At 48.9% G+C, this 26,313-nt stretch carries 23 protein-coding genes; 9 read left to right on the top strand and 14 right to left on the bottom strand.

Annotated elements, in window-relative coordinates:
• Positions 1–102: 102 nt before the first annotated feature.
• The 7 genes from NX722_RS27390 to NX722_RS27360 form a co-directional block, all read right to left on the bottom strand.
• Positions 103–480 carry a DUF971 domain-containing protein gene (locus tag NX722_RS27390; protein WP_262565981.1) on the bottom strand — a complete coding sequence of 126 codons (378 nt, stop codon included), beginning with the start codon at positions 478–480 and terminating at the stop codon, positions 103–105.
• A 293-nt stretch (positions 481–773) separates the two neighbouring features.
• Entirely contained in the window at positions 774–1,898 is a 1,125-nt protein-coding gene (locus tag NX722_RS27385) for an RNA-guided endonuclease InsQ/TnpB family protein (protein ID WP_262564319.1), read from the bottom strand.
• Positions 1,899–2,004: 106 nt separating this feature from the next.
• Entirely contained in the window at positions 2,005–2,472 is a 468-nt protein-coding gene (locus NX722_RS27380) for a hypothetical protein (RefSeq protein WP_265442398.1), read from the bottom strand.
• Positions 2,473–2,641: 169 nt separating this feature from the next.
• Positions 2,642–2,947 (bottom strand): hypothetical protein, encoded by a 306-nt coding sequence (locus NX722_RS27375; protein WP_262565979.1) that lies wholly within the window; start codon positions 2,945–2,947, stop codon positions 2,642–2,644.
• Between the two features lie 358 nt (positions 2,948–3,305).
• Positions 3,306–6,155, bottom strand: a complete 2,850-nt coding sequence (locus NX722_RS27370; protein ID WP_262565978.1) for a M16 family metallopeptidase — start codon at positions 6,153–6,155, stop codon at positions 3,306–3,308.
• A 1-nt stretch (position 6,156) separates the two neighbouring features.
• Positions 6,157–7,875: an ABC transporter ATP-binding protein/permease gene (locus tag NX722_RS27365; RefSeq protein WP_262565977.1), complete on the bottom strand. Its 1,719-nt coding sequence runs from the start codon at positions 7,873–7,875 to the stop codon at positions 6,157–6,159.
• Between the two features lie 57 nt (positions 7,876–7,932).
• Entirely contained in the window at positions 7,933–10,401 is a 2,469-nt protein-coding gene (locus NX722_RS27360) for a TonB-dependent receptor plug domain-containing protein (protein WP_262565976.1), read from the bottom strand.
• 326 nt (positions 10,402–10,727) lie between these two features.
• On the opposite strand from NX722_RS27360, the gene NX722_RS27355 reads away from it, so the two are divergent.
• The 6 genes from NX722_RS27355 to NX722_RS27330 are packed head-to-tail and all read left to right on the top strand — an operon-like array spanning position 10,728 to position 15,510.
• A complete protein-coding gene (locus NX722_RS27355; protein ID WP_262565975.1) occupies positions 10,728–11,471 on the top strand; it encodes a DUF3450 domain-containing protein in 744 nt (247 codons plus the stop codon).
• 2 nt (positions 11,472–11,473) lie between these two features.
• Entirely contained in the window at positions 11,474–12,790 is a 1,317-nt protein-coding gene (locus tag NX722_RS27350; protein WP_262565974.1) for a MotA/TolQ/ExbB proton channel family protein, read from the top strand.
• Positions 12,787–13,320: a MotA/TolQ/ExbB proton channel family protein gene (locus NX722_RS27345; protein WP_262565973.1), complete on the top strand. Its 534-nt coding sequence runs from the start codon at positions 12,787–12,789 to the stop codon at positions 13,318–13,320. The genes NX722_RS27350 and NX722_RS27345 overlap by 4 nt, the downstream gene beginning before the upstream one ends.
• Positions 13,304–13,711 carry an ExbD/TolR family protein gene (locus NX722_RS27340; protein WP_262565972.1) on the top strand — a complete coding sequence of 136 codons (408 nt, stop codon included), beginning with the start codon at positions 13,304–13,306 and terminating at the stop codon, positions 13,709–13,711. Before NX722_RS27345 ends, NX722_RS27340 begins: the two co-directional genes overlap by 17 nt.
• Positions 13,680–14,339, top strand: coding sequence for an energy transducer TonB (locus NX722_RS27335; RefSeq protein WP_262565971.1), 660 nt, complete (start codon positions 13,680–13,682; stop codon positions 14,337–14,339). The genes NX722_RS27340 and NX722_RS27335 overlap by 32 nt, the downstream gene beginning before the upstream one ends.
• A complete protein-coding gene (locus NX722_RS27330; protein ID WP_262565970.1) occupies positions 14,323–15,510 on the top strand; it encodes a tetratricopeptide repeat protein in 1,188 nt (395 codons plus the stop codon). The genes NX722_RS27335 and NX722_RS27330 overlap by 17 nt, the downstream gene beginning before the upstream one ends.
• Positions 15,511–15,604: 94 nt before the next feature.
• On the opposite strand, the gene hslU is transcribed toward NX722_RS27330, so the two are convergent.
• The 3 genes from hslU to NX722_RS27315 all read right to left on the bottom strand — a co-directional run bounded on the left by hslU (position 15,605) and on the right by NX722_RS27315 (position 18,254).
• Positions 15,605–16,942, bottom strand: a complete 1,338-nt coding sequence (hslU, locus tag NX722_RS27325; protein ID WP_322740959.1) for an HslU--HslV peptidase ATPase subunit — start codon at positions 16,940–16,942, stop codon at positions 15,605–15,607.
• 90 nt (positions 16,943–17,032) lie between these two features.
• Positions 17,033–17,578 carry an ATP-dependent protease subunit HslV gene (hslV, locus tag NX722_RS27320; RefSeq protein ID WP_262565969.1) on the bottom strand — a complete coding sequence of 182 codons (546 nt, stop codon included), beginning with the start codon at positions 17,576–17,578 and terminating at the stop codon, positions 17,033–17,035.
• A gap of 79 nt (positions 17,579–17,657) precedes the next feature.
• Positions 17,658–18,254, bottom strand: a complete 597-nt coding sequence (locus NX722_RS27315) for an SPOR domain-containing protein (protein WP_262565968.1) — start codon at positions 18,252–18,254, stop codon at positions 17,658–17,660.
• Positions 18,255–18,548: 294 nt separating this feature from the next.
• Between NX722_RS27315 and argS the strand changes: the two genes are divergently transcribed.
• Positions 18,549–20,294: an arginine--tRNA ligase gene (gene argS / locus NX722_RS27310; protein WP_262565967.1), complete on the top strand. Its 1,746-nt coding sequence runs from the start codon at positions 18,549–18,551 to the stop codon at positions 20,292–20,294.
• A 78-nt stretch (positions 20,295–20,372) separates the two neighbouring features.
• Here argS and dtd read toward each other — a convergent pair whose 3' ends face one another.
• The 3 genes from dtd to pip form a co-directional block, all read right to left on the bottom strand.
• Complete coding sequence (gene dtd / locus NX722_RS27305; RefSeq protein ID WP_262565966.1) at positions 20,373–20,810, bottom strand: D-aminoacyl-tRNA deacylase; 438 nt, start codon at positions 20,808–20,810, stop codon at positions 20,373–20,375.
• A 29-nt stretch (positions 20,811–20,839) separates the two neighbouring features.
• Complete coding sequence (locus NX722_RS27300; protein ID WP_262565965.1) at positions 20,840–21,862, bottom strand: hypothetical protein; 1,023 nt, start codon at positions 21,860–21,862, stop codon at positions 20,840–20,842.
• Positions 21,863–22,059: 197 nt separating this feature from the next.
• Positions 22,060–23,022 (bottom strand): prolyl aminopeptidase, encoded by a 963-nt coding sequence (gene pip, locus NX722_RS27295; RefSeq protein ID WP_262565964.1) that lies wholly within the window; start codon positions 23,020–23,022, stop codon positions 22,060–22,062.
• 213 nt (positions 23,023–23,235) lie between these two features.
• On the opposite strand from pip, the gene NX722_RS27290 reads away from it, so the two are divergent.
• Positions 23,236–24,189: a hypothetical protein gene (locus NX722_RS27290; protein WP_262565963.1), complete on the top strand. Its 954-nt coding sequence runs from the start codon at positions 23,236–23,238 to the stop codon at positions 24,187–24,189.
• Between the two features lie 104 nt (positions 24,190–24,293).
• On the opposite strand, the gene ltrA is transcribed toward NX722_RS27290, so the two are convergent.
• The gene (ltrA, locus tag NX722_RS27285; protein ID WP_262563619.1) at positions 24,294–25,559 is read right to left on the bottom strand and encodes a group II intron reverse transcriptase/maturase; all 1,266 of its coding nucleotides are present in this window, start codon (positions 25,557–25,559) and stop codon (positions 24,294–24,296) included.
• A 581-nt stretch (positions 25,560–26,140) separates the two neighbouring features.
• Here ltrA and NX722_RS27280 point away from each other — a divergent pair.
• Positions 26,141–26,293: a hypothetical protein gene (locus NX722_RS27280; RefSeq protein WP_262564358.1), complete on the top strand. Its 153-nt coding sequence runs from the start codon at positions 26,141–26,143 to the stop codon at positions 26,291–26,293.
• Positions 26,294–26,313 lie beyond the last annotated feature (20 nt).

Raw genomic sequence — 26,313 nt, 5'->3', positions numbered from 1 at the left:
GCCTGTGCCTGATACGCAGCTTTACGAGACAAACATGCGTATAAATGCGGGGTTCATTGTATATGAATCACAGCGAGAGTGTAGGGGGAAAATCCAATCACATCACATAAGTTTTACCACAGACACTTCCGGATCACGGCTGGCACCGGCCGCATGAAGCTGGCGCAGATAATCTTCCCAGTGACTGTCCTGATTCACACACAGGTCGTAAAGATAGTCCCAGCTGAACAGGCCGCTGTTATGGCCATCATCAAAAATCAGCTTGATGGCGTAGTTGCCCACCGCTTCAATGCCTGTGATCACCACATTCTTTTTACCGGTCTGCAGCACCGGCTTGCCATGCCCCTGAACTTCTGCCGAAGGACTGAGAACCCGGAGCAATTCGCAGGAAAGCTTAAAGCGCTGTCCATCGCTGTAGGTCAGCTCCAGTTCTCTGGAGCGTTTGTGCAGGTTAATGGCTGAGGGGACAGGGGGTGTCATCGTGATTTTCTTCCGCAAAACAAAGAGGATTCGGTAAGCTGGCACTATATCACCTGACTCAGCTACTGCCGAAGTTAATTGTCAGGAGTCATTTGTTATGCGTGTACTCAATGCAATAGTCTCGATAAGGCAATCTGATAAACCTCATTCCTGTTTCTTTTACCTATTGCGAGAACATTGACTGTTATGGTTTTATCCGATACTGATTGACATCCTCCCCGCCCTGAAGGACGGGGATTCCTGTTCGTCACCAAACAGGCTTCCTGCTTCGACACGCCTTCTCTAGATTGCAGCTAGGCTGCAACCCCCGTTCCAGTCGCTCCACAGGCCAACCCCGCCAGCCCGGCGGTTTTGATATTGATTGCCGCATTAATATCCCTGTCGTGAAGGGTATTGCACTTCGGGCATTTCCATTCACGGATAGACAACGGCAAACTTTCATGGATGAATCCGCAACTGGAGCAACGCCTGGAGCTGGGAAAGAATCGGTCTATCTGAACAACAATCCTTTCTGCCCACTCGGCTTTGTACTGCAACTGCCGTACAAATTCACCCCAGTTTGCATCAGCTATATGCTTTGCCAGTTTTGGATTTTTGATCATGCCTTTCACATTCAGGGACTCTACACAAACAACTTGGTTCTCGTTAATTAGTTTGCGGGATGCTTTATGAGTAGCATCCATCCGGCAATCAGCTATTTTCGCATGAAGGCGGGCAACCTTGAGCTTTGCTTTAGCTCGGTTGTTACTGCTTTTCTGCTTTTTCACCAGCTTACGCTGAAGGTAGGCGAGCTTTTGCTCGTAACGCTTGGTGTGTCTTGGATTACCGGATTTTTGGCCGTCTGAAGTGACGAACAGATCATTTAAGCCTAAATCAATGCCCACTGTCTTGTTAGAAATAGGCATTGGTTTAGCTTCAAACTCGCACAGCATGGATACAAAGTAGCGTCCAGCTCTGTCTTTGCTGATGGTTATGCTGGAAGGCTCTGACGATAGCTCTCTGCTCCAGCGGATATTCAAAGGCTCTTTGCTTTTAGCTATGAATAGCTGACCTTCTTTGTACTTGAAAGCAGAAGCGGCAAAAGTAGCACTCTGCTTTGCGTGTCTCTTTTTGAAAGTGGGGTATTTCGCCCGACCTTCCCAGAAGTTTTTGAAGGCGGTTTGCTGGTGTCGTAGTGCTTGCTGAACAGGTACAGAAGAAACATCTTTCAACCACTGGTACTCAGGGTTCTTTTTCAGCTCTGTAAGCTGCTTCGAGGCGGCATTGTAATTAATACTACAACCATTGTTGTAGTACTCATCAGTACGCCAGCGAAGGATATGGTTGTAAACGAACCGAATACAGCCAAACGTCTGAGCAAGCAAGGTTTCCTGCTCAGGCGTTGGGTAAAATCTGTATTTGAAAGCTCGTTTATTCATGCTTACAAGTTTATATCAAAAAATGTAAAATCTTCAAGTATCTTCTATAAGCAGTCTTCCAGACTGCTCGCTATCCATCCCCGCACTAAAAGTACGGGGTTTTCCGCTAGTTTCGATAACGACAAAAATCTTGTGTCACCAGCTCGGATATTTTATCCAGAACACGACCTTCTCTACCCTCTCTTCCAAAGCAGGCAAAACAGCCGCTTCTCTGGCTGTCCAGATAGTCAGCCATTACGGAATAAAACTGCCAGGTCAAAACATAACTGGCTTCATCCCTGTTTTCTTTGTGATTCAAAAAAATGTTTCTTACTGCTTCAGGGTTGTGGATACTTCTATACAGCTCCGCTGCTACATGCTTTCCAAGATGAAGAGCTAACTTTATATTCTTATCTTTAAAAACAAACATAAAAGCTGCTTTTTTCTGAACCTGGTCACCTGTGAGGCTGGACTGCGCTATCTGCTTATCATAAATATCCTCCGCCTCGATAAGTCCCTCAAGATCAAAGTAGCTGAGATCACTGTGCTTTGAGTGACTGATTGGAAGATTGAAAAAGCGTATACCACTATTCAAGAGTTCACCGGGGTTAAATTCAGGTTTGTGTGCTGCCACCACTTTGTGAAGCTCACAAAGGTTTTCAGAGGTTATAACAGGCGATTCACCCGGTTTCAGTCTTCTTAACCAGCCCAGTATTACTCCCCAGCCTTCAGCCAGGGTTTCGAGACAATGGGGTTCCCGTCTTTCATAAAGCCTTACCCCCCTTTTCTCTGCTCAGCAATTCACCATCTACCAGAAGTCTGGCCAGTTGAGACCGGGGGATACTTTCCAGATATTCAATACCTTTAGCAGGATTGGTGGTGAACGGGACTGAAACTGTCGGCAGGACAGGTTTCTGAGGAATCCCGGCACACCGATGTGCGAGAGATGGTGTCTGATCTCTATGGTCAGGAATATGCCCTGTGTCTCTGGCTTCTTCTGCTTTGCTCAAATCCCTGAGTACAGAAAACTGCATTGTACTACCTAATGTACTACCTGAAACAGGTTCCATCCTCGTCTACCTCCCTCTATGTTAAATCAACCGGTTTCAGACAGGACATTGCCATCTGAATGGTTACAATTAATCGGGTTAGACAGGGATTCGGCAGAAAAGTGCCGCATCAGAGGAAGGTGGGAATAATGGTCTGGGCAGACAGGGGGGTAAGCATTGAACAGATAACGCTGACTTTCGGGAAAAGACGAAAGCCAGCGCGCTGGAATTAAACCGTCATCACAGAATATAACGACTCAGGTCTTCGTCCTGAACCAGCTCACCCAGATGATCATTCACATAAGCCTGAACCAGCTTCAGGGCATCTTTCACCTTCAGCTTGCGGGCCATAGACTTACATCACGGCCCACGCAGCCCATCAACTTGCACGTTTGTCCATCGGCTCAAGAACAAATAGTTTCCGGTTACGACCCAATACCTGCCCCATCAAACCATTCACTTCGTCCAGTGTGATAGAGTCTAGCTGGGCTGCGGCATCTGACAGCTCCTCAATTTTCGCCCCGTCCCCCATCGACTGAGCCAGGGCTGACGTCCAGTACACGGCACTGGCCTGTTGCTGTTTCCGCTTCATCGCAACCATTCTGTGAGCCTGTTTAAACTCAGCCATGGTCATGCCTTTACTGACAAGCCCCTGAACTACGGCATCAGCTCTTGTCGCCAGGTCATCAGCCTTTGTCGGCGCTGTAGTAAAGTTTAGTCGACCGAGATAGTAGGGCTGTGGGTCTCTTGCCAGCAGTTGAGACATGTGAATGGCATACACACCAGAGTTCTCAACACGCAACACTTGTCGTAAACGCTGATTGACGGCAGATTCAATCATTGCCATGACTAGCTGATTACGTTTACTCCACTGAGCATTATGGCTGTACTGAATCTGAACCATTGATTTTGGACTGCTGCCCCACGGGAAGCGCTGCTCCATAGCTTTGTGCTTAGGGCGAACACCCTGATCACGCCAGCCATCATAGGGTAAGGCTTCCAGTTTCTGGAGTGATCCCAGCCAACTGCTGGCCAGCTCTCCCATTTTCTTCACAGGTAGCCGACTACTAATACTGACCACCATGGTGGATGGGTCGCTCAGTAGTCGCTGATCCACCTGTTTCAGGTCATTGGCAGACGGCGCTTCAGCAAGAGATTTTGGTTGCAGTACCAGCGTATCACCATGGTCAAATGCCGCCAGAGTAATCGCATCCATAAAGCGACGCTCTGCTGGAAGATGCTTCATCTGCTGTTTTTGCAAAATCAGAATACGGTTCAGCTGATCCTGACAAAATACAGGTCGCCTCAAACGCATGTTCAGCACTTTAAGCAATGGCTCCAGACTTTCCACAGAGGATTCTCCACGAAAACCATGATGAAGCAGTTCACTATATGGTGAAAGTGACATGTCATATTGCTTATTAAGCGCCATCAGGTCTTTTCGGGAGTACTCCTCAAACCCGCAGGAAAACGGCAGGTTCAGCGCAGTCGATATCCAGTTCCTACCAGTTTCAGTTTCCAGAGAGCGTCCGCCTGCAATTCTCAGATTCAGCTGCACCTGATCACTCAGATCCGGGTCACTGTACAGCAGGATGGTCAAACCATTAGGCAGTACCCACTTTTCTCCGGTTCCGCTGCTGCTTTCTCCCTTCAAATTGAGCAACTGTTTACTGGCTGGCGTTGTTGAGCCTGATGGTATTAAATCAAAATCCACTGCCTGATGCCTGAGCGTGAATGAACCCACTTTACTCCCCAATCCCTGCTCCCAGGCGCTGGCAACCGTTTGTTCCTGAATTTTTTTCCTGTCACTGTCCGGCCCGATCAGTGCAATATTGACCCTTGCTTCCTGCAGCATTGACTGCACAGACGCTTGGAGGTGACTTGGCGTAACCTCTTGCAGGAACGTTGTCACCATCTCCAGTTCTTGATGTTTATCCATCACAGGTAACTGGAAGGAGTCAGCATCCATAATTCTGTTCAACAAATAACGGCTGGAGTAACGCGCGGAAGAAGCACTCTTCCGCGCCAGTTTCTGCAACAATACGTTTCGAACAGCGTCTAACTCGGCCTGAGACACAGGTACCTTTGCCAGCCTGTGAAGTTCACGGGAAAATCGCCTTATACTGTCTTCATAATCACCATCAACGGGATAAAGAATGGCAAGGTGCTGCTGTAAAGACGGCGACAATAAAACGCTCTGTTCACGAATACTGGCTCGGGAAAACTGCTGATGATCCACCATCAACGTCAGGCGCTGGTTCAATATCGCAAGCCATAACTGTTCGATAAAATCCCGCCACTGACTGTTTACCGTATTCATAGGTTCCGACAAGGTGCGTTGAATCATAATCTGGACAAACCGCCCCGGTTGCTCAGCATCAAATATCAAAGCAGTTTTCAGTTTCTCGCCTTTTTCCTGCAGCTTTCCCCATTCCTTTGTGGCCAGCTGCTTTCCTTTTACAGCTGAACCAAAATAATCGTTTATTTGCGTTGCAATTTTGTCTTCATCAAAGCCACCGGCAACCAGCAAAACCATGTTCTGAGGCTGATACCAACGTTCATAAAAAGCTCTGGCCCGGGAAAGCGGAGCATTCCGCACGACTTCAATCAAACCAATAGGGCTGCGAACCGCCATTCTGGTGCCGCGGTAGCGCAAATCATCCAACTCAGAATTAATACGCTGACCAACACCCTGACGAATCCGCCACTCCTCGACGATTACTTCCCGCTCCTTTTCAACAGCCTGCTCATCAAATGTCATGGCAAATGCCCACTGCGAGAGAATATGCAGACCTGTATCAATCTGCTTGTCTGTCGCATCAGGAAGAGATAGCTGATAGGTGGTTGAATTAAAACTGGTAATGGCATTCACATGGGCGCCCAGTGAAATACCTTCCTTCTCAAGTTGGGCAAAGCTCTCCTGCCCCGGAAAATCCTCAGTTCCCTTAAAGGCCATATGCTCTACAAAGTGCGCCAGCCCCCGCTCGTTTTCTGTCTCCTGAAGGGAACCAGCTTTCACCAAAAGTCGCATCTCAACGTTTTTTTCCGATACTGACCGGGGAAGCAGCCTAATCTCCAGACCGTTATCCAGCTGATAGCTGACCATGTCCTTACGAAGCGGCAGCCTCCCTTCAGAAACGATCATTGATTCAGGCTGTTCCGGAGGCGAGGTTTGACACCCGGCCAGCAACACTCCTCCGGCCAGCATAAATATTTGCAGTAACTTCATATTAATTTTCCTGGAGTTCTCGGGCTTCCCGGATTTTATTTGGATAATTAGATTCAAGGTTTACAACGGTATCCGCATACTCGTGCAACTGTGTTTGATGGGTGACCAAAACCACCGCAGATTCAGATAACTCTTCACGAAGCAGAGTCAGCATTTCGATAGCGGCTTTGGTATCCAGTGCCGATGTTGTCTCATCCAGCAAAATCAATTTGGGTCGGTTCAAAAGCAGTCGCCCGAACATAACTCTTTGCTGTTCGCCAGAAGAGAGCCGCTGCTGCCAGCTTCCGCTTTCATCAAGCTCGTCTATAAGGTGTGTAAGCCCAATTCTCTTCAACGCAAATTCACAGTCATGCTGTGAAAAAGATGACCCACATTGTGGATAGGTGATGATGGATTTCAGAGTACTTCCCCCAAGATAAAGCCGCTGTGGTATCCAGAAGGCTTTTTCACTGTGGGCAATTTTACCGTCAAAATTCGGATCGAAACCGCTCAGCGTTCGCAAAAGGCTGGTTTTTCCAAGCCCTGAGCGTCCATGCAGTATCGTCAGAGTTCCCGGAGACAATAACAGACTGACGTTGTTTAACAGTGGCTTGCCATGATTCAGGTGTGTATTGAGTTGTGCCCTCAAAATAAGCTCACCAGCACCGGAAGCCGATTTCACAGGCTTAATACGATGACTGACCTGCTGATCAAGGGTGTCCTCAAATCGACTCAGTCGCTCGATTGTGGCACTCCATTTTGCCAGATCCCGGTAGGCATAAATAAACCAGCTTAATGCTCCGGAAACCTTAGAAAACGCCATCCGGATCTGCATCAGACCACCCAGAAGAATCGTGCCAGAAAGAAACTGAGGCAGTGCAAAAAAGATGGGTGCCATCATCGTGATCTGGGCGTAACCCGTTGTAAAAAATGACAGGTTCCGGTCCCTGATCATCAAGCTGTACCAATTAAGAGCGACCTCCCGAAAACTACCATTCAGGTCATCCCTGTCTCGGCCCTCCCCTTGTTGTCCGGCAATGGCTTCGCTATGCTGGCGACGCTGAACCAGTGCAACACGAAAATCGGCCTCACGCTTTTGTTGTTGAAAATTCAGCTGGTGCAAAGGTTTACCAATGACGTGGGTAATTCCGGTGCCTAACAGGGTATACAGCACACAGACCCAAACCATGTATCCCGGAATCTCAAGATCACCCCCCCCAAGAGGCAATGTGATATTTCCGGATAAATTCCATAAGATGACAATAAAAGAGCCCAAAGTCAGAACCGAGCGAAGAAAAGAGAGCAGTAGTGTTAGAGAGGTTTCAACCAACAGCTTTACATCTTCAGCAATCCGCTGGTCCGGGTTATCCGGTTCTTCCTGATTTAACTGGAGGCGGTAGTGATGACTGTCTTTAGACAACCACCGACGACAAAGGTCTTTTGTCATCCATTCACGCCACTGGATCACCAGTTTTTTCTGCAAATAATCCGAATACACCAATACCAGTATCAAGGCACCGATGATAATGATGTACGACTTCAGTAGTGGATATATTTGAGAGCCATCCAGTTTTTGCAGAGCATTATAAAAATCTCCGTTCCACTGATTTAACTCCACACTGAACCAGACTGAAGAAAGACTGGTAGCCAGCACCACAAAGAGTAAAGCCAGAGAAGGCAATCGCTGACGACTCCACCAGTACGGCTTTATGAGTCGCCAGAATAGCGCCAGTTGATTCATTAGCTAATATTTCCAGAAAAGAAAAGGAGGCCAGAACAGCCTCCGGCTTATTGCAGATTAGAAGTCATATCCAAGCTGAACCCAGAACTGACGCCCCGGAGCAAAGTTGCGATAAACAGTATTCTTGTAAATGAAAGCATCTACGGCATTCTTCCGGTTCAACACGTTATAGACCTCAAAGGAGGCATGCATGCCTTTGCCTGATGCCGGCTTCCACTGCCACTTGGTGTCCCAGGTGAAGGTAGACGCGAAGCGAACTTTGTCGTACTTGGCAACCTTATTACCTGTTTCAGGATCAACAGCAAGTTCATTTCCATGCCGGGTGGCCTGATTACGACTTGCATTCCAATGGAACAAGTTGTACCAAGTCAGGTTGTAAGGCCTGATTTCATGGATTAACTCCAGATTCAAGACCAGGGGTGAGTTAAAATCCGTAGAAGGAAGATCTTTTGCAGCAATAATCTTACCGTCATACCAGACCTTGCTGGCATCGACACTTGACCCGGATTCAAAGCTGCTGTAACCCCGTTCTTTTGGCGTGTTACTTTTACTTTCCTGCCATGTCAACGATAACTTTGCTGAGTGCTCAGCTCCCATAAGTCTGAGTGGGCTGCGATTAGAAACGCTCAGCGTGATGCTGTCATTCTCGCTCTGTCCGCTATTATCAAACTTTCTGATACGAGCTTTACCCGGATCTTTAGAGTCTGGATATTTGTAGTGGCTCTTAACCTCATCGCGCCCCTTCCGGTGTACATAGTTCAGCTGCCAGATACTGTTACCCCATAGTTGCTGGATGCCAGCAGTAAACTCATCGTTATAGGGGGTTTTCAGCTGATCCATCCCCTCGTAGTCTTTGATAAAATTCCAGTCATTGTCAGGGGAGTTCGCGTTGCAGCCGAAATAACAATGCCCCAGACCTCCATTTTGACCTTCATAGAGAGCATAAGTGAGCATGGAACGGCCGTAGTAGCGGTTAGCACCGGCTGTTAGCAAGGTGTTGCCATCGCCAAACACATTCCAGCTACTACTTAAACGGGGCGCTACGTTAGTGCGATTGACGAAGTTGTCATGATCAACACGTACACCAGGGCGAACAGTAACATTACCCCATTGCATTTCGTTCTGTGCATAGACAGCATAACTGCTGTGCGTTGTCTTATAGGTACCTTCCTGAAAAACAGTCACACGACCAAGGGATTGAAAATCCTGAGTACCCCGATAGGTATTTCGATAATAATTCTGATCTCGGATGAATGCTGCGTCGGTGTAATTATATTCAGAGCCAACAGTGACATTGTGCGTCAAACCACCCCACTGGACAGGATCGAAGACTAACTTAGCTTTCGCCGAGGTGGTTTTCTGGACTGACTTCAGATCACCAATACCACCAGAAGCGTAGCTTGTGGGGTTTCTCCAGTCTGAGTAATCATCCAGTTGCACCCAGTAATCGACTTCACTATCGCGCTTATCGACCATATGGTTATAGCCCAAAGACAGCACCAGGGTAGAACGGTCAAAACTATGATCAACTTCCAGGTTAGTGGAATAAGCATTGTGCAGATCACTGTAATCTGAATTCGCCACACCATTCATAAACATATCGGCCTCATAGCCGGAATAAGCCAGAGACCAGTTTACGATCGTACGCGGTGTCGCATACCAGGTGAATTTGGTGAAGGCATTATTGGAAACCCGCTTCTGGTTTTTTGTACCTCCAGCAACATCTGCAATCATAAGGCCTCCCTGACCATCAATGCTCAGATGTTTCCCGGGAACATTCACCATAGGTATTTTCGACTCCCTGCGTGACAGAGAAAGTACAACGCCCAAATCATCGGTGATACCCATTTCATAGTTCAGTCCATAATTCATCTTGCTATATTCAGGCTGAAATCGGGCGGGATTCGATAAATCATTGTTTTCGGAATTAAACTTAAGGTTCCTGTCCACATGGGTTTGATTCCAACTGGATTTTGTCTGCCGGATATAAACGCTTCCCCGCGTATCACCCTGCCAGCTTCTGCTGGTGGCATCCACGACACCTCCGGTAAAGCCACCAAATTCAACAGGGATATTTGAGTCGTATACCGTCAGGCTGTCAATCAGGCGACTATCAATATACATACCCTGTTCATCACTGGCATGACGGGCAGTGGTGACATCATCTGAATCAACCGGATCCAAATCGTTATTAATACTCAACCCATCCAGCAAAAACGCGTTCTGATAAGCAGTGCTGCCATGAATCGAGATATCGGCGGGTTTTATTTCGCCCTGGTTCAGACCACTGTGGCTGCTGTTGGAGAACTTCACGGCAGGATTCGACTTTAATAAATCTGTCAAGTTGCCATCACCTGTTGGCCGTTTCTTAATATCCTGTGCCGTCAATGTATGCTGACTGGTCAAGCCGGCGTCAGCCTTCTCCCTGACGATTACCTCCTGGCTGGAATTATTCGATGCCACAGAATCGGCATACGCCCCCGAAACCAGTGCAAACGTAATCGCACCACTTAATGCTTTTTTCATGATTGGTCCAATTCAGCTCCAGCTTTGACAGGTAATTACCGCCAGAAAAGTGTTATTGCCAGCTCACCCCTTCCTGCCAAAACTATGAATATTATCTATCGCCAGTCCGACTGGGCGAACACTCTATCAGTATCCAAAGTACTGATCAATAATACGAATCATTATCACTAGTGTTTCATTTAATACTTAATTTGTGTACATTACTATGCTGGTAATCTGTTCACCGCCTGATCTTTGCTTGCGATGAAATGATGTTGTTTCCTGATCTTCGTTGTCGCTATGTTGGTAACCCATTGACTATCACCTGCCTTTCAATCTATAGACATATGTCGTTTATTAAAAAATCAACGATTCTGTCGCTACTTATTCTTGCCTTTAATGTTCAGGCGAGTAACACGACCCTGAAAGAGATCGAAGAAGTTGATCAATACGGAATTTCTGCCAGTCAAAAAGCGCAGCCTGAAATTGAGCAACTGGACGACACCAGAAAAATGCAAACGCAGGAAAACCGGCAATTAATTCATGAGCTGCAATTGACCCGCCATTATCAGAATCAGTTAAACCGTCAACTGGAACAACTAAATACCGCCCTTGCAGAGCTGGATCAGCAGAGAGAGATTTTACGAAGAACACGCATGGAACTGACCCCTCTGATGGAACGGATGAATACCGCTTTGAAAACGTTGGTCAAAGCTGATCAGCCGTTTTTGCAGGATGAGCGTAAAGCCCGCCTGGCCAACCTTGACAAACTATTCAACAGTGCTGACCTGAACGAAGGTGACAAACTTGCCCGTCTTCTGGATGCCTATCAGGTTGAACTCAGTTATGGATACAGTGTTGAAAGCTGGCAGGGAATGTTAAACGATGATCGTCTTGTGACCTTTTTACGCATTGGCAGACTTTATTTTTACTATCTCAGCCTGGATGGTAAGGAAGGAGCAATCCATATAAATGACCAATGGGTTTCTCTTCCTGAAAAACAGCTCTCATTGATAAAAACCGCTATCGAGGTTGCCAATGGGCAGCTTGCTCCCGCCATGATGAATGTCCCAGTTGCCCGGGAGAAATAACTATGCGAGTTATCAAAACCCTCAGGCATTGCAAACTTGCCTTAATTCTTTCTTGTGTTTCATGCTTGGCTATTGCCGAAACAATCAACCCGCTGCAAACGGTTCTCGACCAGGTTCGCCAGGGAACATTTAAAGAGCAGAAAATGGCAGACCATCGGGTTGATTCTCTTGAGAGCAGCCTGAAAGCGCTCAATCAAGATCACGACAAACTATCTGGCCAGCTTGATAAGCTGAAAAAAGAAAATAGTATTCTGGAAGACAGTGTGCTTAAGCTGCAGCAGCAGCTAAGAGACCGACGGGCTCAGTTCAATTCCGAAAAAACCAGCCTTGATAGTGTGTTTGAAGGTGTGTCAAATCATGAGCAGGTTTTACTCAATACCGTGGCTCCTCACAGCCTTTGGCGACACGACTCCTCCGGACTTTCTCTGACAAATAACAACGAGATTGGAATTCAGCGTATTGAGCGTCTCTGGAATGCGCTTATGGAGCAAATTGTTCTCACCGCCAGTGAAAAACAATCAACCTCTAAAGTTGTAAAATCTGACGGATCGTTTGCTGACCAGCAAGTAACCGAGCAAGGCCCATTTTCAATCGGCAGCGACCTTGGCTGGCTTACTTTCCTGCCGGCTCAGAAGCAACTCAAGGTACTGATAGAGCAGCCTGATCTCGCGCTAACTGATGGCACTGTCTGGATTGACCCAACTCTGGGGCAACTGTTTAAACATGGTCAACGCAACAACAGCGCCATGGCAAAAATGAAGGCCACCGGCATTGTTGGTATCTTTATTCTTTTGGTTGCACTGGTTTCCATCACTATCGCAGTCAATCGTCTGGCTTATCTGAAAAAAGAAAAGCAGCGAATTGAACGACAGCAACATTCCCCACCTTCGGACGACAACTGTCTTGGACGAATCATCCACTCAATAGAAAAAGGAGGCGAAGAAAGCATTGAGGCCCGGCTAAGTGCAGCCGTACTTATTGAAGTGCCCATGTTGCAAAAAGGAACAGGTACTCTGGGTGTTCTCGCCGGAATTCCCCCTCTTCTGGGACTTCTGGGAACCGTTGGCGGAATGATTAAAACCTTTACCGTTATCACCGAGTTTGGCAGCAACAACACAGAACTCTTGTCCGGAGGGATTGCTGAGGCGCTGCTGACCACTCAATTTGGCCTGATGACCGCGATTCCATTACTTTTACTCCATTGTGCTGTAAAAAATCGCAGCCACGAACTGACTCAGCTTCTGGAGCAGGAAGCAGCACTCCGGGCAGTTTTACACCACGATTCCACACAGAAAGCTCTCAAAGGAGCTGGAGCGTGATTCAGCAAATAGCGTCTTTTTTCGAACATGGTGTTGGGATTATCTGGCTGATCTTACTGCTTTCGTGCGTGATGTGGTATCAACTCCTGCAAGGATTTCTGAAGGTTCGTCGCCATCGGCTGCTCTGGCTCAGGCAGGCAAGTCATCTCTCCAGTCAGTTTAATCAAATGAACAACTGGCAGAAAACAAAACTGAAAGGCGCGTTTCTGGGGCGTGCCGACAGTCAGCTTAATGGCAATCTGGATTGGATCAACATCCTGATCAAAATCCTACCATTGCTGGGGTTACTGGGTACCGTTGATGGTATGGTGACCAGTTTCATTCAGTTGGGAGAAGCTGACATTCAACAACATTTGTCGTCTGGTATCAGCGCCGCCCTGCTCACTACTCAGGCAGGGCTGGTGACTTCGCTGTCCGGGATCTATCTCGCCTATCTGTTAAAACAAAAGAACCGTAGTTTACTGGCTCTGGTCAGACAAGCGCTTTCATCTTCCTTTAACAATGGAGCCAATCATGCAGTTTCAGCATAGTAGAGAAACCGAATCCGAAGCGAGTGTCGATCTGACGCCACTGATTGACGTGGTCTTTATTCTGCTGATTTTCTTTATTCTTTCAGCTTCATTTCAGCAGACACAGAATCTCAACATTGAACGCCCAACAGCAAGCACCGTAGACAGTCTGGATAAAACTGCCCTGATGGTCAGCATCGACCAGCACAATGTGGTCTGGTTTGAAGGCAATGCCATAAAGCCTGCCCAACTTGCCAGAGAAGTTAAATACATTGCCGCTGGTACCAGCCAGATATCAGCTATCGTAGATGTCGATCAAAATGTCAACAGTGGTCGTTTAATTGAAGTCGTTGATCAACTGAGGATCTCAGGAGTAAAAAATGTGGCCGTTGCTACACAAACCCCGCACTAGCTTCTCAGGCCTGATCTTATTAGCAGCCTTACTGGTGAATCTGCTTCTGGTGAGCCTGATTTACACCCTGACGATGAGTAGTGATATCACTCAAATGAAACGCCCCACCCTGGCACAAGTGTATTTTTCAACTGACAGGCCGGAACCTTCTGAAGAAAAGCTACCGGAAACCCTTTTAAGCAGCGCTCCGACGACGGCCTCCTCACCTCCACCGCCGCCTCTTACACTGAGTCTGAGCACAGCATTGGATGCTTCGGTATCCATTCCGGATCTTACTGTCCCAGATCTTGATATCAATACCAGCATTAACAGCCCGGTATTTGCTTTTAATGCCTTTGACAACAATCCCGGCTCCTCAATGAGTAGTAAGATATCCATGGCTCAAGTCGTATTTCAAATGCCACCAACCTACCCAATGGCCGCGAAACAAAAAGGCATTGAAGGGCATGTCACTCTTGATTTGGCTATTAACCCTGATGGGCGTGTAGAAGGTCTTAAGGTGGTTGAAGAATCACCTCCAGGAATCTTTTATCGATCCGCCTCAAGAGCAGTTCGTCGATGGCGTTTTGTCTCACCTGAGGCAACAGAATGGCAGCGTATAGTGATTCGTTATGAACTGGAAAAATAAGTGGTTACTCTTAACCCTGATATTGTGTGCGACATCAGCCGTCAGCGCCAACATGCAGCAGCGATACCAACAGCTAGGCCTGCTACTTCAAAAAGACCCGGTAGCAGCATTGCCTTTGATTGAGCGATTTAAAAAACAGCATGCCAATGGTTCACCGCAAGCCCAAAAGGCAGGACATTACCTTCTGCTTCAGGCCTGTATCACCCTGCAAAAATATGCCTGTGCGACAGAGGAATCGTTGGCATTGTTGACGCTACCTGTAACCAGCCAGCAAAAGCTAACGCTTTACAAATTGACTGCACAGCTTCTTTTTCAGCAAAAACAATATCAACAGAGCCTTGATTACGCTAAGCAATGGCTCGATTTCACCCCCAATACCTCAAATAGCGAAGAAGATCAGACAAGAGAAACTCTGGAGCGGGCTCAGGTAGCAACTCTGGCGGCTTACGGCGCATACCATACTGGCCAGTTGGTCAATGCGATTGACTTTATGGTGGCCGCCATCGCCTTAGAGCAAACCGAGCAGCGGCAACTGTTTTTACTGACACTGTATGAGCAGCGACAGATGAAGCCAGAAGCGGAATCGCTGCTGAGAACTCTCGTCCACCTTTATCCGGATAACCCGCTTTACTGGGAGCGGTTGGGTTACAACCTTTATCAGCAAGATAAGTCAGATGCCGCTCTGAATGTACTCAGCAGCGCCTTTAAAGCCCATCGCCTGCCACTTAGAAGCGTTACACTGCTGGCCCGGTTATTACTGAATGCCAACGCTCCGGCAAGAGCTGCTGTTGTTCTGGAACAGAATCTGGATCGCCTGGGTGAGAAAACAGGCTATCGCTCCATGTTGGCCCAAGCTTATCTATTGTCGCGTCAACAGAGAAAAGCATTGAAATTACTGAATGAATCAAATGACAGTAGCCAAAAAAACACGTTAGCCCTGCGAAGCCAGCTGGCTTATAGTCTGGGTCACTGGCCTGAAGCCATACAATTTCTGGAACAACAGATCAAAAAAGAGCCTGAAAATCAGTACTGGCTGTTGTTACAGAGCCTGGCTTACTATGAAAACAACCAGTTGGAAAAAGCAAGAACGCTTTTGGAAAAAGTCACTCAGAAAGAGTACCTGGCCAGTGCTCAACAGTGGATAAGTCAGATTGATTACCTAACAAATTAATAAAATTTGGTTGGCAGAGGGCTTCGAATGCAAGATCAACCGGTGTGCGCAGACTTCCGAATAGAACAGAAACCAGCGAACACCGGTAAAAAGATCACAGAATATAACGACTCAGGTCTTCGTCCTGAACCAGCTCACCCAGATGATCATTCACATAAGCCTGATCAATCATCAGCGGCTTGTCAGAATGCTCCAGAGCCAGGTCAGCAGCACTGTAGGAAACTTCTTCCAGCAGGCGCTCCATAACGGTGTGCAGACGACGAGCCCCGATGTTTTCAGTGTTTTCGTTGACCGCCCAGGCGACTTCGGCAATACGGTTGATACCGGTCTTGTCAAAATCAATATTCAGGTTTTCAGTCTTCATCAACGCCTGATACTGCTCGGTCAGGGATGCGTCCGGCTCGGTCAGGATACGGTTAAAGTCCTGGGCACTCAGGGCTTTCAGTTCGACACGGATTGGCAGGCGACCCTGCAGTTCCGGAATCAGGTCAGAAGGCTTGGCCAGGTGGAAAGCACCGGACGCCACAAACAGGATATGATCGGTTTTGATCATGCCGTACTTGGTGGAAACAGTACAGCCTTCAATCAGAGGCAGCAGGTCACGCTGAACCCCTTCACGGGACACATCAGCAGAAGCACCGCCTGAACGCTTGGCTACCTTGTCGATCTCATCAATAAAGACAATGCCGTTCTGCTCTACCGCTTCAATCGCACGGGCTTTCAGCTCGTCTTCGTTGACCAGTTTGGCGGCTTCTTCATCCTGAACCAGCTTCAGGGCATCTTTCACCTTCAGCTTGCGGGTCTTTGTCTTACCCTGATTCAGGTTAGAGAACATGCCTTGCAGCTGGTTGGTCATCTCTTCCATGCCCGGAGGTGCCATGATCTCAACACCCATGGCCGCTTCGTTAACATCGATCTCAATGTCTTTGTCATCCAGATCGCCTTCACGCAGTTTCTTGCGGAATACCTGACGGGTGCCGGACTCCTTAGGCTGAGACTCTTCGTTGAAATCTCGGGCAGGTGGCAGCAGCGCGTCCAGAATACGCTCTTCAGCGGCATCCATGGCGCGAGGCTTCACTTTCTCCATTTCCTGCTCACGAAGCATTTTAACGGCGGCGTCCATCAAGTCACGGACAATAGACTCTACATCCCGGCCCACATAGCCCACTTCCGTGAATTTGGTGGCTTCAACCTTGATAAACGGCGCATTCGCCAGCTTCGCCAGACGACGGGCGATTTCTGTTTTGCCGACACCGGTCGGGCCGATCATCAGAATGTTTTTAGGGGAAATTTCATTACGCAGCTCTTCATCCAGCTGCATACGACGCCAGCGGTTGCGCAGGGCAATAGCCACGGCACGCTTGGCATCGTCCTGACCAATAATGTGTTTGTCCAGTTCGTGAACAATTTCACGAGGTGTCATATTAGACATGATTAAAACTCTTTAGCTGTATTTGTTCCAGAAGTGTTCGTTCAGGAAACGCCGGTATTCATTAACGACTCTTCCTGTCCGGGGCTGTATTTATTCTTGGGTGGAAATTTCTTCGATCACGCGGTTGTGGTTGGTGTAAACACACACATCTGCGGCAATTTCCAGACTCTTTTCAACGATCTCCCGAGCGCCCATGTCGGTATTCTGATACAGCGCCTTGGCGGCAGACTGGGCAAAGAAACCACCGGAACCAATAGCCAGAATGCCATCTTCGGTGACCATCACGTCACCATTACCGGTAATAATCAGGGAGGCTTTCGCGTCAGCCACGATCAGCATGGCTTCCAGACGGTTCAGAGTGCGATCAGTGCGCCACTCTTTGGCCAGCTCTACTGCAGACTTTTCCAGACGCCCCTGATGCTTTTCCAGGTGTGCCTCAAAACGTTCAAACAGGGTAAAGGCGTCAGCAGTACCACCGGCAAAACCGGCAATTACCTTGCCTTTGTACAGGCGACGTACTTTGTGGGCATTGCCCTTAATAACGGCATCGCCCAGGGAGACCTGGCCATCACCGCCTACCACCACACTGTCAGCTCGACGGACAGACAGAATAGTTGTGCCACGATACTGTTCCAAGGTGGACTCCTTTCATTCAATGATGTAGTTCAGGAGTCTATATTGGGTACATCCATGCATTATCAAGGGCAAAGACCAATTATTTTAATTTCAACAGCAGGCTGTCGATCTTCTGTTCAGCCAGAATCTGGCGGGCATTATCCAGACTTCCCTGATCGTCAAACGGTCCTATCTGCACCCGGTGCCAGGTTTCCCCACCCGCCACATTCACTTTCGAAATACGGGGCGTCAGCCCTGAAAGAATCAGCGTGGCACGCAGGCGGTCTGCATCCTTTTCACTGCGAAATGAGCCCGCCTGCAACAGGTAACGGTTATGCTTTGCTGGTTTTTGGGGCGCTTTGGCAGGCTTACTCTGAACCGCTGGTTTTGCTGCTGGCCGGGTAACCGGAGTGGCTTCCGGTTCAGGCAAAACCACCTCGGTTTCCGGCAACAGCGTATAAAAATCAAACACCGGATTCGGTTCACTGCTTTTGGCTGAAGCGTTGTCATCTGGGTGCTGCGGCACAGGCACTTCTATGGCAGACGGCGTCAGCTTGATCAGTGACGCGGCAAAAAAGCCCAGTGCAAAACCGGTCACCAGGAATAACCATCCCGGCACCTTGGGTTTTCCGCTACTGGATTTGCGGGGGCTGCCTTTACTGGCTCCCCGTCGGCTGGTTGCTCTCTGGGCACTCATTCGGCTGACATTCCAATCTTCAATCTTACGGAGTCACTCAGCCCCTATTATCACCGCTGGAACCAGCATCAGGTCAAGCCTCACAGGTCAATGTATGTTGTTTAAACGCGCTATTTTCGCTAGCATTTACAGCCAAGATCGCCCTCATTCCCCCCTGTAATCCCGCCCTGCTTTCTTCTTCCGGGCGAACCTTTTCAGGGAACCAACTGAGAGCAACTCCCACATAACGACTGTCGATGGCCGGGAAGGTTATCGAAGTAAAATTGACACGAGTTTCACATCAAGGACTCATCCATGAATATTCTCAAGCTGCTTGAAGACAGAGTCATCAAGGCGCTGAACGCCGCCGGTGCTCCAGAAGACACGCCTGCCATGGTACGTCCAAGCGCCCGCGCTAACTTTGGCGACTACCAGTGCAATGCGGTAATGGCAGCTGCCAGGAAAATGGGTCAGAAACCCCGTGACCTGGCTCAGACCGTTGTTGATCATCTGGATCTGGACGGTATCGCAGACAAAACCGAAATTGCCGGTCCGGGCTTTATCAACATTTACCTGGCACCAGAGTTTCTGGCTAAAGGTTTGCGCGCAGCCGTGTCTGATGAGCGCATTGGTGTCGAGAAGGTAGAAAATCCGCACACTGTTATTGTTGACTACTCTGCCCCTAACGTTGCCAAAGAGATGCATGTAGGCCACCTGCGTTCTACTATCATCGGTGATTCTACCGCCCGTACCCTGGAGTTTCTGGGTCACAAGGTCATTCGCCAGAACCATCTGGGCGACTGGGGTACCCAGTTTGGTATGCTGATTGCTCACCTGGAAGAGCTCGAACAGAGCAACCAGGAAGAAGCCATGGATATGGAACTGTCTGACCTGGAAACCTTCTATAAGGCTGCCAAAAAGCGCTTTGACGAAGACGGGGCATTTGCTGCAAAAGCCCGTGACTACGTTGTTCGCCTGCAGGCGGGTGAAGCGCATTTCAAGAAACTGTGGAAACGACTGGTCGACGTTACCCTGTCTCACAACCAGGAAGTCTATGAGCGCCTTAACGTGTCCCTGACCCCGGGTGATGTGATGGGCGAAAGCGCATACAATGACAGCCTGCCAGTGATCATCAAGGCACTGGACAGCAAAGGCCTGCTGAGTGAAGACCAGGGTGCCAAAGTGGTCTTTCTGGATGAGTTCAAAAACAAAGATGGCGACCCAATGGGCGTGATCGTCGAGAAGTCCGGTGGTGGCTTCCTGTACTCCACCACCGACCTTGCGGCTATCCGTCACCGAGTTCACACCCTGAACGCTGACCGTGTGCTTTATTATGTCGATGCCCGTCAGGGTCAGCACTTCGAACAGGTTTACACCATTGCCCGCAAGGCAGGCTTTGCGACAGAAGACGTACAGCTGGAGCATCACGCATTCGGCATGATGCTGGGCAAAGACGGCAAGCCGTTCAAAACTCGTGCAGGCACCACCATTAAACTGGTTGACCTGCTGAACGAAGCCGAAGAGCGTGCCGCCCGCCTGATCGCCAGCAAGGACAGCGACCTGAGCGAAGAACAGAAAGTCAACGTGATCAAAGCGGTGGCAATGGGTTCTGTGAAATACGCTGACCTGTCCAAGAACCGTACCAGCGACTATGTGTTCGACTGGGACAACATGCTGGCCTTCGAGGGCAACACTGCTCCTTACATGCTGTACGCTTACACCCGTGTGCAGAGCATCTTCCGTAAGGCGGGTCTCAGCGAGTCTGACCTGCAGGGCGATATCGTCATTGGTGAAGCCACCGAACGTGAACTGTCCCTGAAGCTGGCACGCTTTAGTGAAACTGTTGAGCAGGCAGCCCGTGAAGGCATGCCACACATTGTCTGTGGTTACCTGTACGAGTTGTCCGGAGCCTTTATGAGCTTCTACGAAGCCTGCCCGGTGAACAAGGAAGGCGTTTCTGAAGAACTGAAGAACTCCCGCCTGCAACTGTGTTCCCTGACTGCCAGAACCATTAAGCAGGGTCTCGACCTGCTGGGTATTGAGACTGTCGAGCAAATGTAGTAGTTGTCTATCGAGTAGTAGTCGTCTATCGAAAAAAATACCGGTTAGCTGACCGGTATTTTTTTCGTTCAAAGATGTTCACACGCTCAGATTAAACGTCACCGGACCATCATTCAGAAGGGAAACTTTCATATCGGCAGCAAATTGCCCCGTTGCTACATCGGCATGCAGAGCTTTTGCACGGCTGACAAAATAATCGTACATTGCCTCTCCATGTTCCGGGCTGGCCCCTGAGCTGAAACCCGGTCGCAATCCCTTGCGGGTGTCTGCCACCAGCGTGAACTGAGACACCACCAGCAAACCACCACCAGAGTCTTTCAGTCCCAGATTCATCCTGCCCTGTTCATCCGAAAACACGCGATACTTCAGCACCTTTTCTAACAATTTATCGGCTTTGGCCTGATCGTCGTCTTTCTCTATGCCCAGGAACAATAACAGACCTTCACCAATCTCGCCGACCGTTTCACCATCAACATTTACACTCGCAAACTGAACTCTCTGAATGAGTCCGCGCATAATCGAACTTACTCCATTAATTACTGTATTCAAAAGCCGACTGGAATCTCCAGCCACAAAAAAATCCCGGCGAGCAGTTCCTGAAGACTTTTGGCGCTACCATGGGTACCCGCGTTGTTATACTCCGCTGAAGTAGCATTGTAAATTTCCGTGACATTCCCCGTATGATTTCCAGTGTAATTTCCTGAAACACCCTTACTCGTGCTGACAGTCGGTATATTATTTTTAACGACAATCCTCAAATCCTTGTATTGCTGATCCCTGGATTTTTCCCTGAAGTCGTAAGTATAAATATTGAGCCCGTGTATTTTTTTACGGAAATCATAAAAAGTCAGAATCATCCCTCCATCATCCAGGCTATCAACATTTATCTTCAGCTTTCTTGTTTGTAAGTTTCCGTGCCACGCAATGGTTCCAATATCTAACCAGGCCCCGGTTTTACAAGGAGTACTACCGGGGTTTACCTCTTCCCTCTTATCGCATGAAATAACCTCCAGTATTTCATACCCACCAGCCCCGGTATCACTGGTCACTTCTCCCTCGGGAATATAAGGCGGAGAAGTAGTAGCAACTGCCCCGGATTTACTTTTGTGCTTTTTGTGAGACAGTTTATGCCCTGCCCTGACTGGAGACAATTTCACCTCCAACGCACCGAAATAAATGTTGAGGGAGCCCTGTAAAGGCGGAGAAAGAAGTTCCGTATAATTCTGCTGCAGACCCGTCTGCAAACTATTTCCTCCATCCAGCCAGGACCCCAGAGAGCTGCAGCTCTCCCGCTTCGTGATGAGGCTTGGCCATTTCTGATATTTTGTGTAAATGCAATTATCCGAAGCAGGAAAAATAGTTCCCAGCTTCTTGGCATTCTTATCTCCGTATGAATTCTCAATAAAAAATGTCGCTGTTAAATCATGCGAAACACCTGCTGCAATCGTAACTTCTGGTGTCTCAAACACCATATTGTAGTGCAACCCTGTATCTGACTGTGCTAATGCCGTAGTACAAGGCATAGCAAGCAGAAGCAGCAGCCATTTGCTTTTTCGGGACAATTTCATGAACAAGCCACCTTAAACCTAACTCTCAGCTTTTCTTTAGTCGAACGTCTATTACGAGTTCAACGCAGTTCTCAATGTTGCCACTCTGATCAGGTAACTCCAGAGAACCTGAAATGTGGCAACGAGAGAAGAGTTTAGCCAAGTCTGGTCAATATCCCTGTTTTAGCGAAGGCCGTACGCTTGCTGTTTTTAAACGTTCAGGCTGGCTCCTCAAACTGGCGGGCAAACTTGTCCGAAGCGCGCACCAGGGCATCGGTAATAGATGCTTCACCGGCAGCATGACCGGCATCCCGGATGACCAGCAACTCGGCCTGCGTCCAGCATCTGGCGAGTTCAGCTGCGTTATCCAGTGGGCAGACCATATCGTAACGACCATGAATGATAATGCCGGGAATCTGGTCAATCAGCCCCATGTTACTGATGATCTGCTCCGGTTTAAGAAAGGCGTCATTAACAAAGTAGTGGGCTTCAATGCGTGCTATAGCCATAGCGAAGTGTGGGTCAGCCGCTTCATCTTCCATCTCCTGGCTGGGTCTCAGTGAACTGATTCTGCCTTCCCAGAGAGACCAGTGTTTGGCGGCATTCATGCGGGCCAGTTCGTTGTCCCCCATTAAACGACGATGATACGCTTTCAGCATATCGCCGCGTTCTTCTTCAGGAATAATCTCTACGAAATGCGCCCAGTGGTCAGGAAAAATTCGGGCGGCACCATCAGGCTTGTAAAGCCAGTCCTGATCCTGCTGCCGGGCAAGAAAGATACCGCGCAGAATCAACCCTCTGACCTTTGCCGGATGAGCCTGGGCATAGACCAGTGCCAGAGTCGATCCCCAGGAACCCCCAAACAGCACCCAGCTGTCTACTTTGAGAAAGGTGCGAATCTTTTCAATATCCTCAACCAGATGCTGAGTGGTGTTGTCTTTCAGTTCCAGGTGCGGTCTGGAATGGCCACAGCCGCGCTGGTCGAAAACAATAATTCGGTATTTTTCCGGATCAAAAAAGCGCCGGGACTTTTCTGTACTCCCTGCCCCGGGACCACCATGAATAAACAGAACCGGAATGCCATTCGGGCTACCACTTTCTTCTACATACAGTTCATGAAGCTTATCCACTTTCAGAAAATGGGTGGTGTAAGGTTTGATGGCAGGGTAGAGCGTATGCATGGGTATTCCTTCAAATGCGACTATGGTCACAAACTGTCAAGTCAACCATTCTTAAAACATACCCTGAAAACCTGCTCAGTAGAAGTCAAAGCGACAGAGAAAACCACTAAACCTCAACGCACGCAAATCAAAGTGGACGAATGCCGGATGAACACTAAGCTTGCCTGAAGAACCTGTAAAGAATGATTAAATCAGAACAGAGACGTTCCAGAAATGTTAAAAAAGCATGTTCTCATTATTTTCCTTGCGCTCTCATTGCTGCCTTCACCAGTGCTTTCACAGTCAGAAATAGCTTCTTTGCAACGCCTGCTGAACGGCTGGATCTGGCTGGCACGAATCCCCTCTCAGCAAACAGGCATTCAGCTTGAATCCCTGATCAGAACCAGTGTACTGGCTACTGGCAGCAACACCCTGATGGTGCGTGCCATTGATTTCCCCGGGGGAAGCACAGCCGTTGGTGCCGACATCAGGCAAGTCAGCCGACTGGGCTGGCGCCTGCAACCTGAAAGCACCGTTCGGGTTTACGATTACGAAAGAGGGGCAGGCTACCTCGCCCATGAAGGAAATTACCCCTCTCAACACATGGCACTTGATAGCCAGTCAGACCTCATCCAGCTGGCATCCTGCCTTGATAGCACCCGGCTATCACACGCTCCTTTGTGGTTGGATGGTGCACACAGTTTCACAGGTGTTTTGAGTGGACTGCTCGATACCAGCTTTCGCAGAGGGCTGCTGACCAGCTTACAGTCATCATCCCTTTTCACATCGTCTATCACTACAAGCCAGCATCTTGGAGCCCTTAGCATTTACAGGCCTGATCAGCAGCCACTCAACCATATGGTGTATTCCAGATACGGCCCGTCGGGCGACCTGAGAAAACTACACCCGGTGACTCATCAGGCTGACAATACCACCCTTATGCAGTTCGCTGCGACACCTCACACCGGTGCCTGCTCTCTGTTTCTGTCGCCCATGGGAATCATTTCCACAACTCTGGATTCATCAGGCAATACCATTATGCTTATCTCGCATTCGCTGGCGATTGCTTTCCAGTGGTTCACTGGTATGTGCAGACCGGACGAAGACTGTGGAAACCCAGCCACCTGGGATAGAGATAACAGAGACAGGCAGGTTAACAGCCTGCCGTTGCCTTCATGGCAATACTAACAATGACTCTTTTACTTACATTAGGTAAGGCGGGGCTATTGCCCCGTCCTTCCCACAGAACCGTGCGTACGGACCTCGTACACGGCTCCTGCACTCTCTATCCCTTAACAATAAGGGGCAAGAACGCCCGTTTTAACGCCTTCCAAATTGAACAACTTTATCTCATTGAACCAGTTGTTCGGCATGGCTAAATGCGACAGGGGACTGCACGCATTTCTCCATGAACGCATTTTGATGTACTTAAATGGTGGCTTGTAACCCAGTTGCTTCAGCCGACGATGCAGCTTCGCTGGTTTCTTCCACTGTTTCAGTTGTAAACATCTCAGCCTGCGCCTCATCCATCCTGTCAGCCGTTTTAATTCACGACTACAGTTCGCTATCCTGAAGTAATTAGCAAATCCTCGTATCACAGGGTTCAGTTCTCGGATTACTCCTTCAAGGTTCGTTCCCCGATTCCTTTTCGTGATTCGCTTTACCTTTGCTTTCAGTGCGTTGAGCTTCTTTTCCTGTATGCGCGTATAGCTGCTCAGGATTTCAACTCCCAGAAATTTCACACCCTCGCCGCTATGGGCTATGTGTGTTTTATTCTGGTTGACCGTCAGTTTCAGGTCTTGCTCCAGTACTTTGGTCGCCACTTTCAGAGCGTTTTCTGCCGCTGCTTTGGAGCCACACAGAATCAGGATATCGTCCGCATAGCGGACAATCCTGTGCTTGCGTCGCATCATTTCCTGATCAAACGCATCAAGATAGACGTTTGAGATTAAGGGACTGATCACTCCGCCCTGTGGACTGCCTGTTTCCGTGGCTTCCAGTTGATAGCCAACCATCACCCCGCTTTTCAGGAACATTCTGATCAGGTTCAGGATGCTTCCATCTGCCACTTTGTGCCTGAACGCCTTGAGAATTAACTCGTGGTCGAGTCGGTCAAAGCATTTGGACAAGTCCATGTCCACCACCCAGCGTCTGTCGTACTTTCGTATGAACAGGGTCGCCTTGGTAATGGCTTGATGGCAGCTTCGATTCGGTCTGTACCCATAGCTGGACGGGTGGAAGTCCGGATCAAAGATCGGGGTCAGGATATTTAGAAGTGCTTGTTGGACGATTCGGTCTTTTACTGCGGGGATTCCCAGCAGACGCTTTCCACCGTCTTCTTTGTCGATTTCTACACGCTTTACCGGTAGCGGTTTGTAGCGCTTTTCCCGCAATTCAAGCAGTAACTGTTCAAGATTCCCACGCAGATTCGAGGCGTAGTCGCTCAGGCTCTGCCCATCTATTCCGGCCGCACCTTTCGCTTTCCATACCTTTTTGAATCCGTTGTAAAGCGCTTCCATCGTCAGCAAGCGCCCATACAGGCTATAATATACTCTCATCAGTTACTGTCTCACGACAGACAGATTGCGCCATCCTTCTACTGTGGCCGGATTCTTCATGGACATTCACAGGCGTTCTGGCTCAAGGCAATCTACCTGCTACCTGTCCTTTACTCCCGAGCGCGGCTCTTTCTTTTAGCAGGATTGTTCCCAACCTCACCAGCCAAAGATGTCCTGCCTCGTCAGGCAGCTTGTGCGCTCACAGTATCATTCCTGCGGTCTGACTGTTCTTTAAGAATGCTTCACCCCTTCGCAACATCTGCCGCTTTTGACGACACATGCCCTACAGTCACTCTGGCTGTAGTCATTCCGGTTTTGCCCTCCGAACGGTTACCCGCCTTCACAGGCCGGAATTTCATCACTACTACAGGATCATCTGCCACCTCACACCACTGTTACCCTTGAGTTTCCTCTTGCGATAACAGCCCCTGAGATTCAGAGATTGATGCCAGGCTTCCCCAGTTACTAAACGGTTCCCTGTCAGAAATGCCACCCTCAAGCACAGAGTTGGGACTGACTGAGTATCGGGCTTTGCGCTATTTCGCACGCTTGCCGCTCCCAACCTGCCGAATCAGGTTCGCTTGCGCTGTGTACCTCTGACTTCCTATGGCTTCCTTCAGACCCAACCGTTGGCCAGTTACGCCCTTGCCATTCAGATTGCCTTCCCCTCAGTCGGGGCGGCTCAGGCTTCTTTCAGCCTGACGGGTTTGCCCGCTTCGCTGGGCAAACATTAGGTAAGGCGGGGCTATTGCCC

Source organism: Endozoicomonas gorgoniicola (genome assembly GCF_025562715.2).
Taxonomy (GTDB): domain Bacteria; phylum Pseudomonadota; class Gammaproteobacteria; order Pseudomonadales; family Endozoicomonadaceae; genus Endozoicomonas_A; species Endozoicomonas_A gorgoniicola.
Note: the sequence above shows the minus strand (reverse complement) of the source record. Positions and strands in the feature narration are given on the sequence as shown.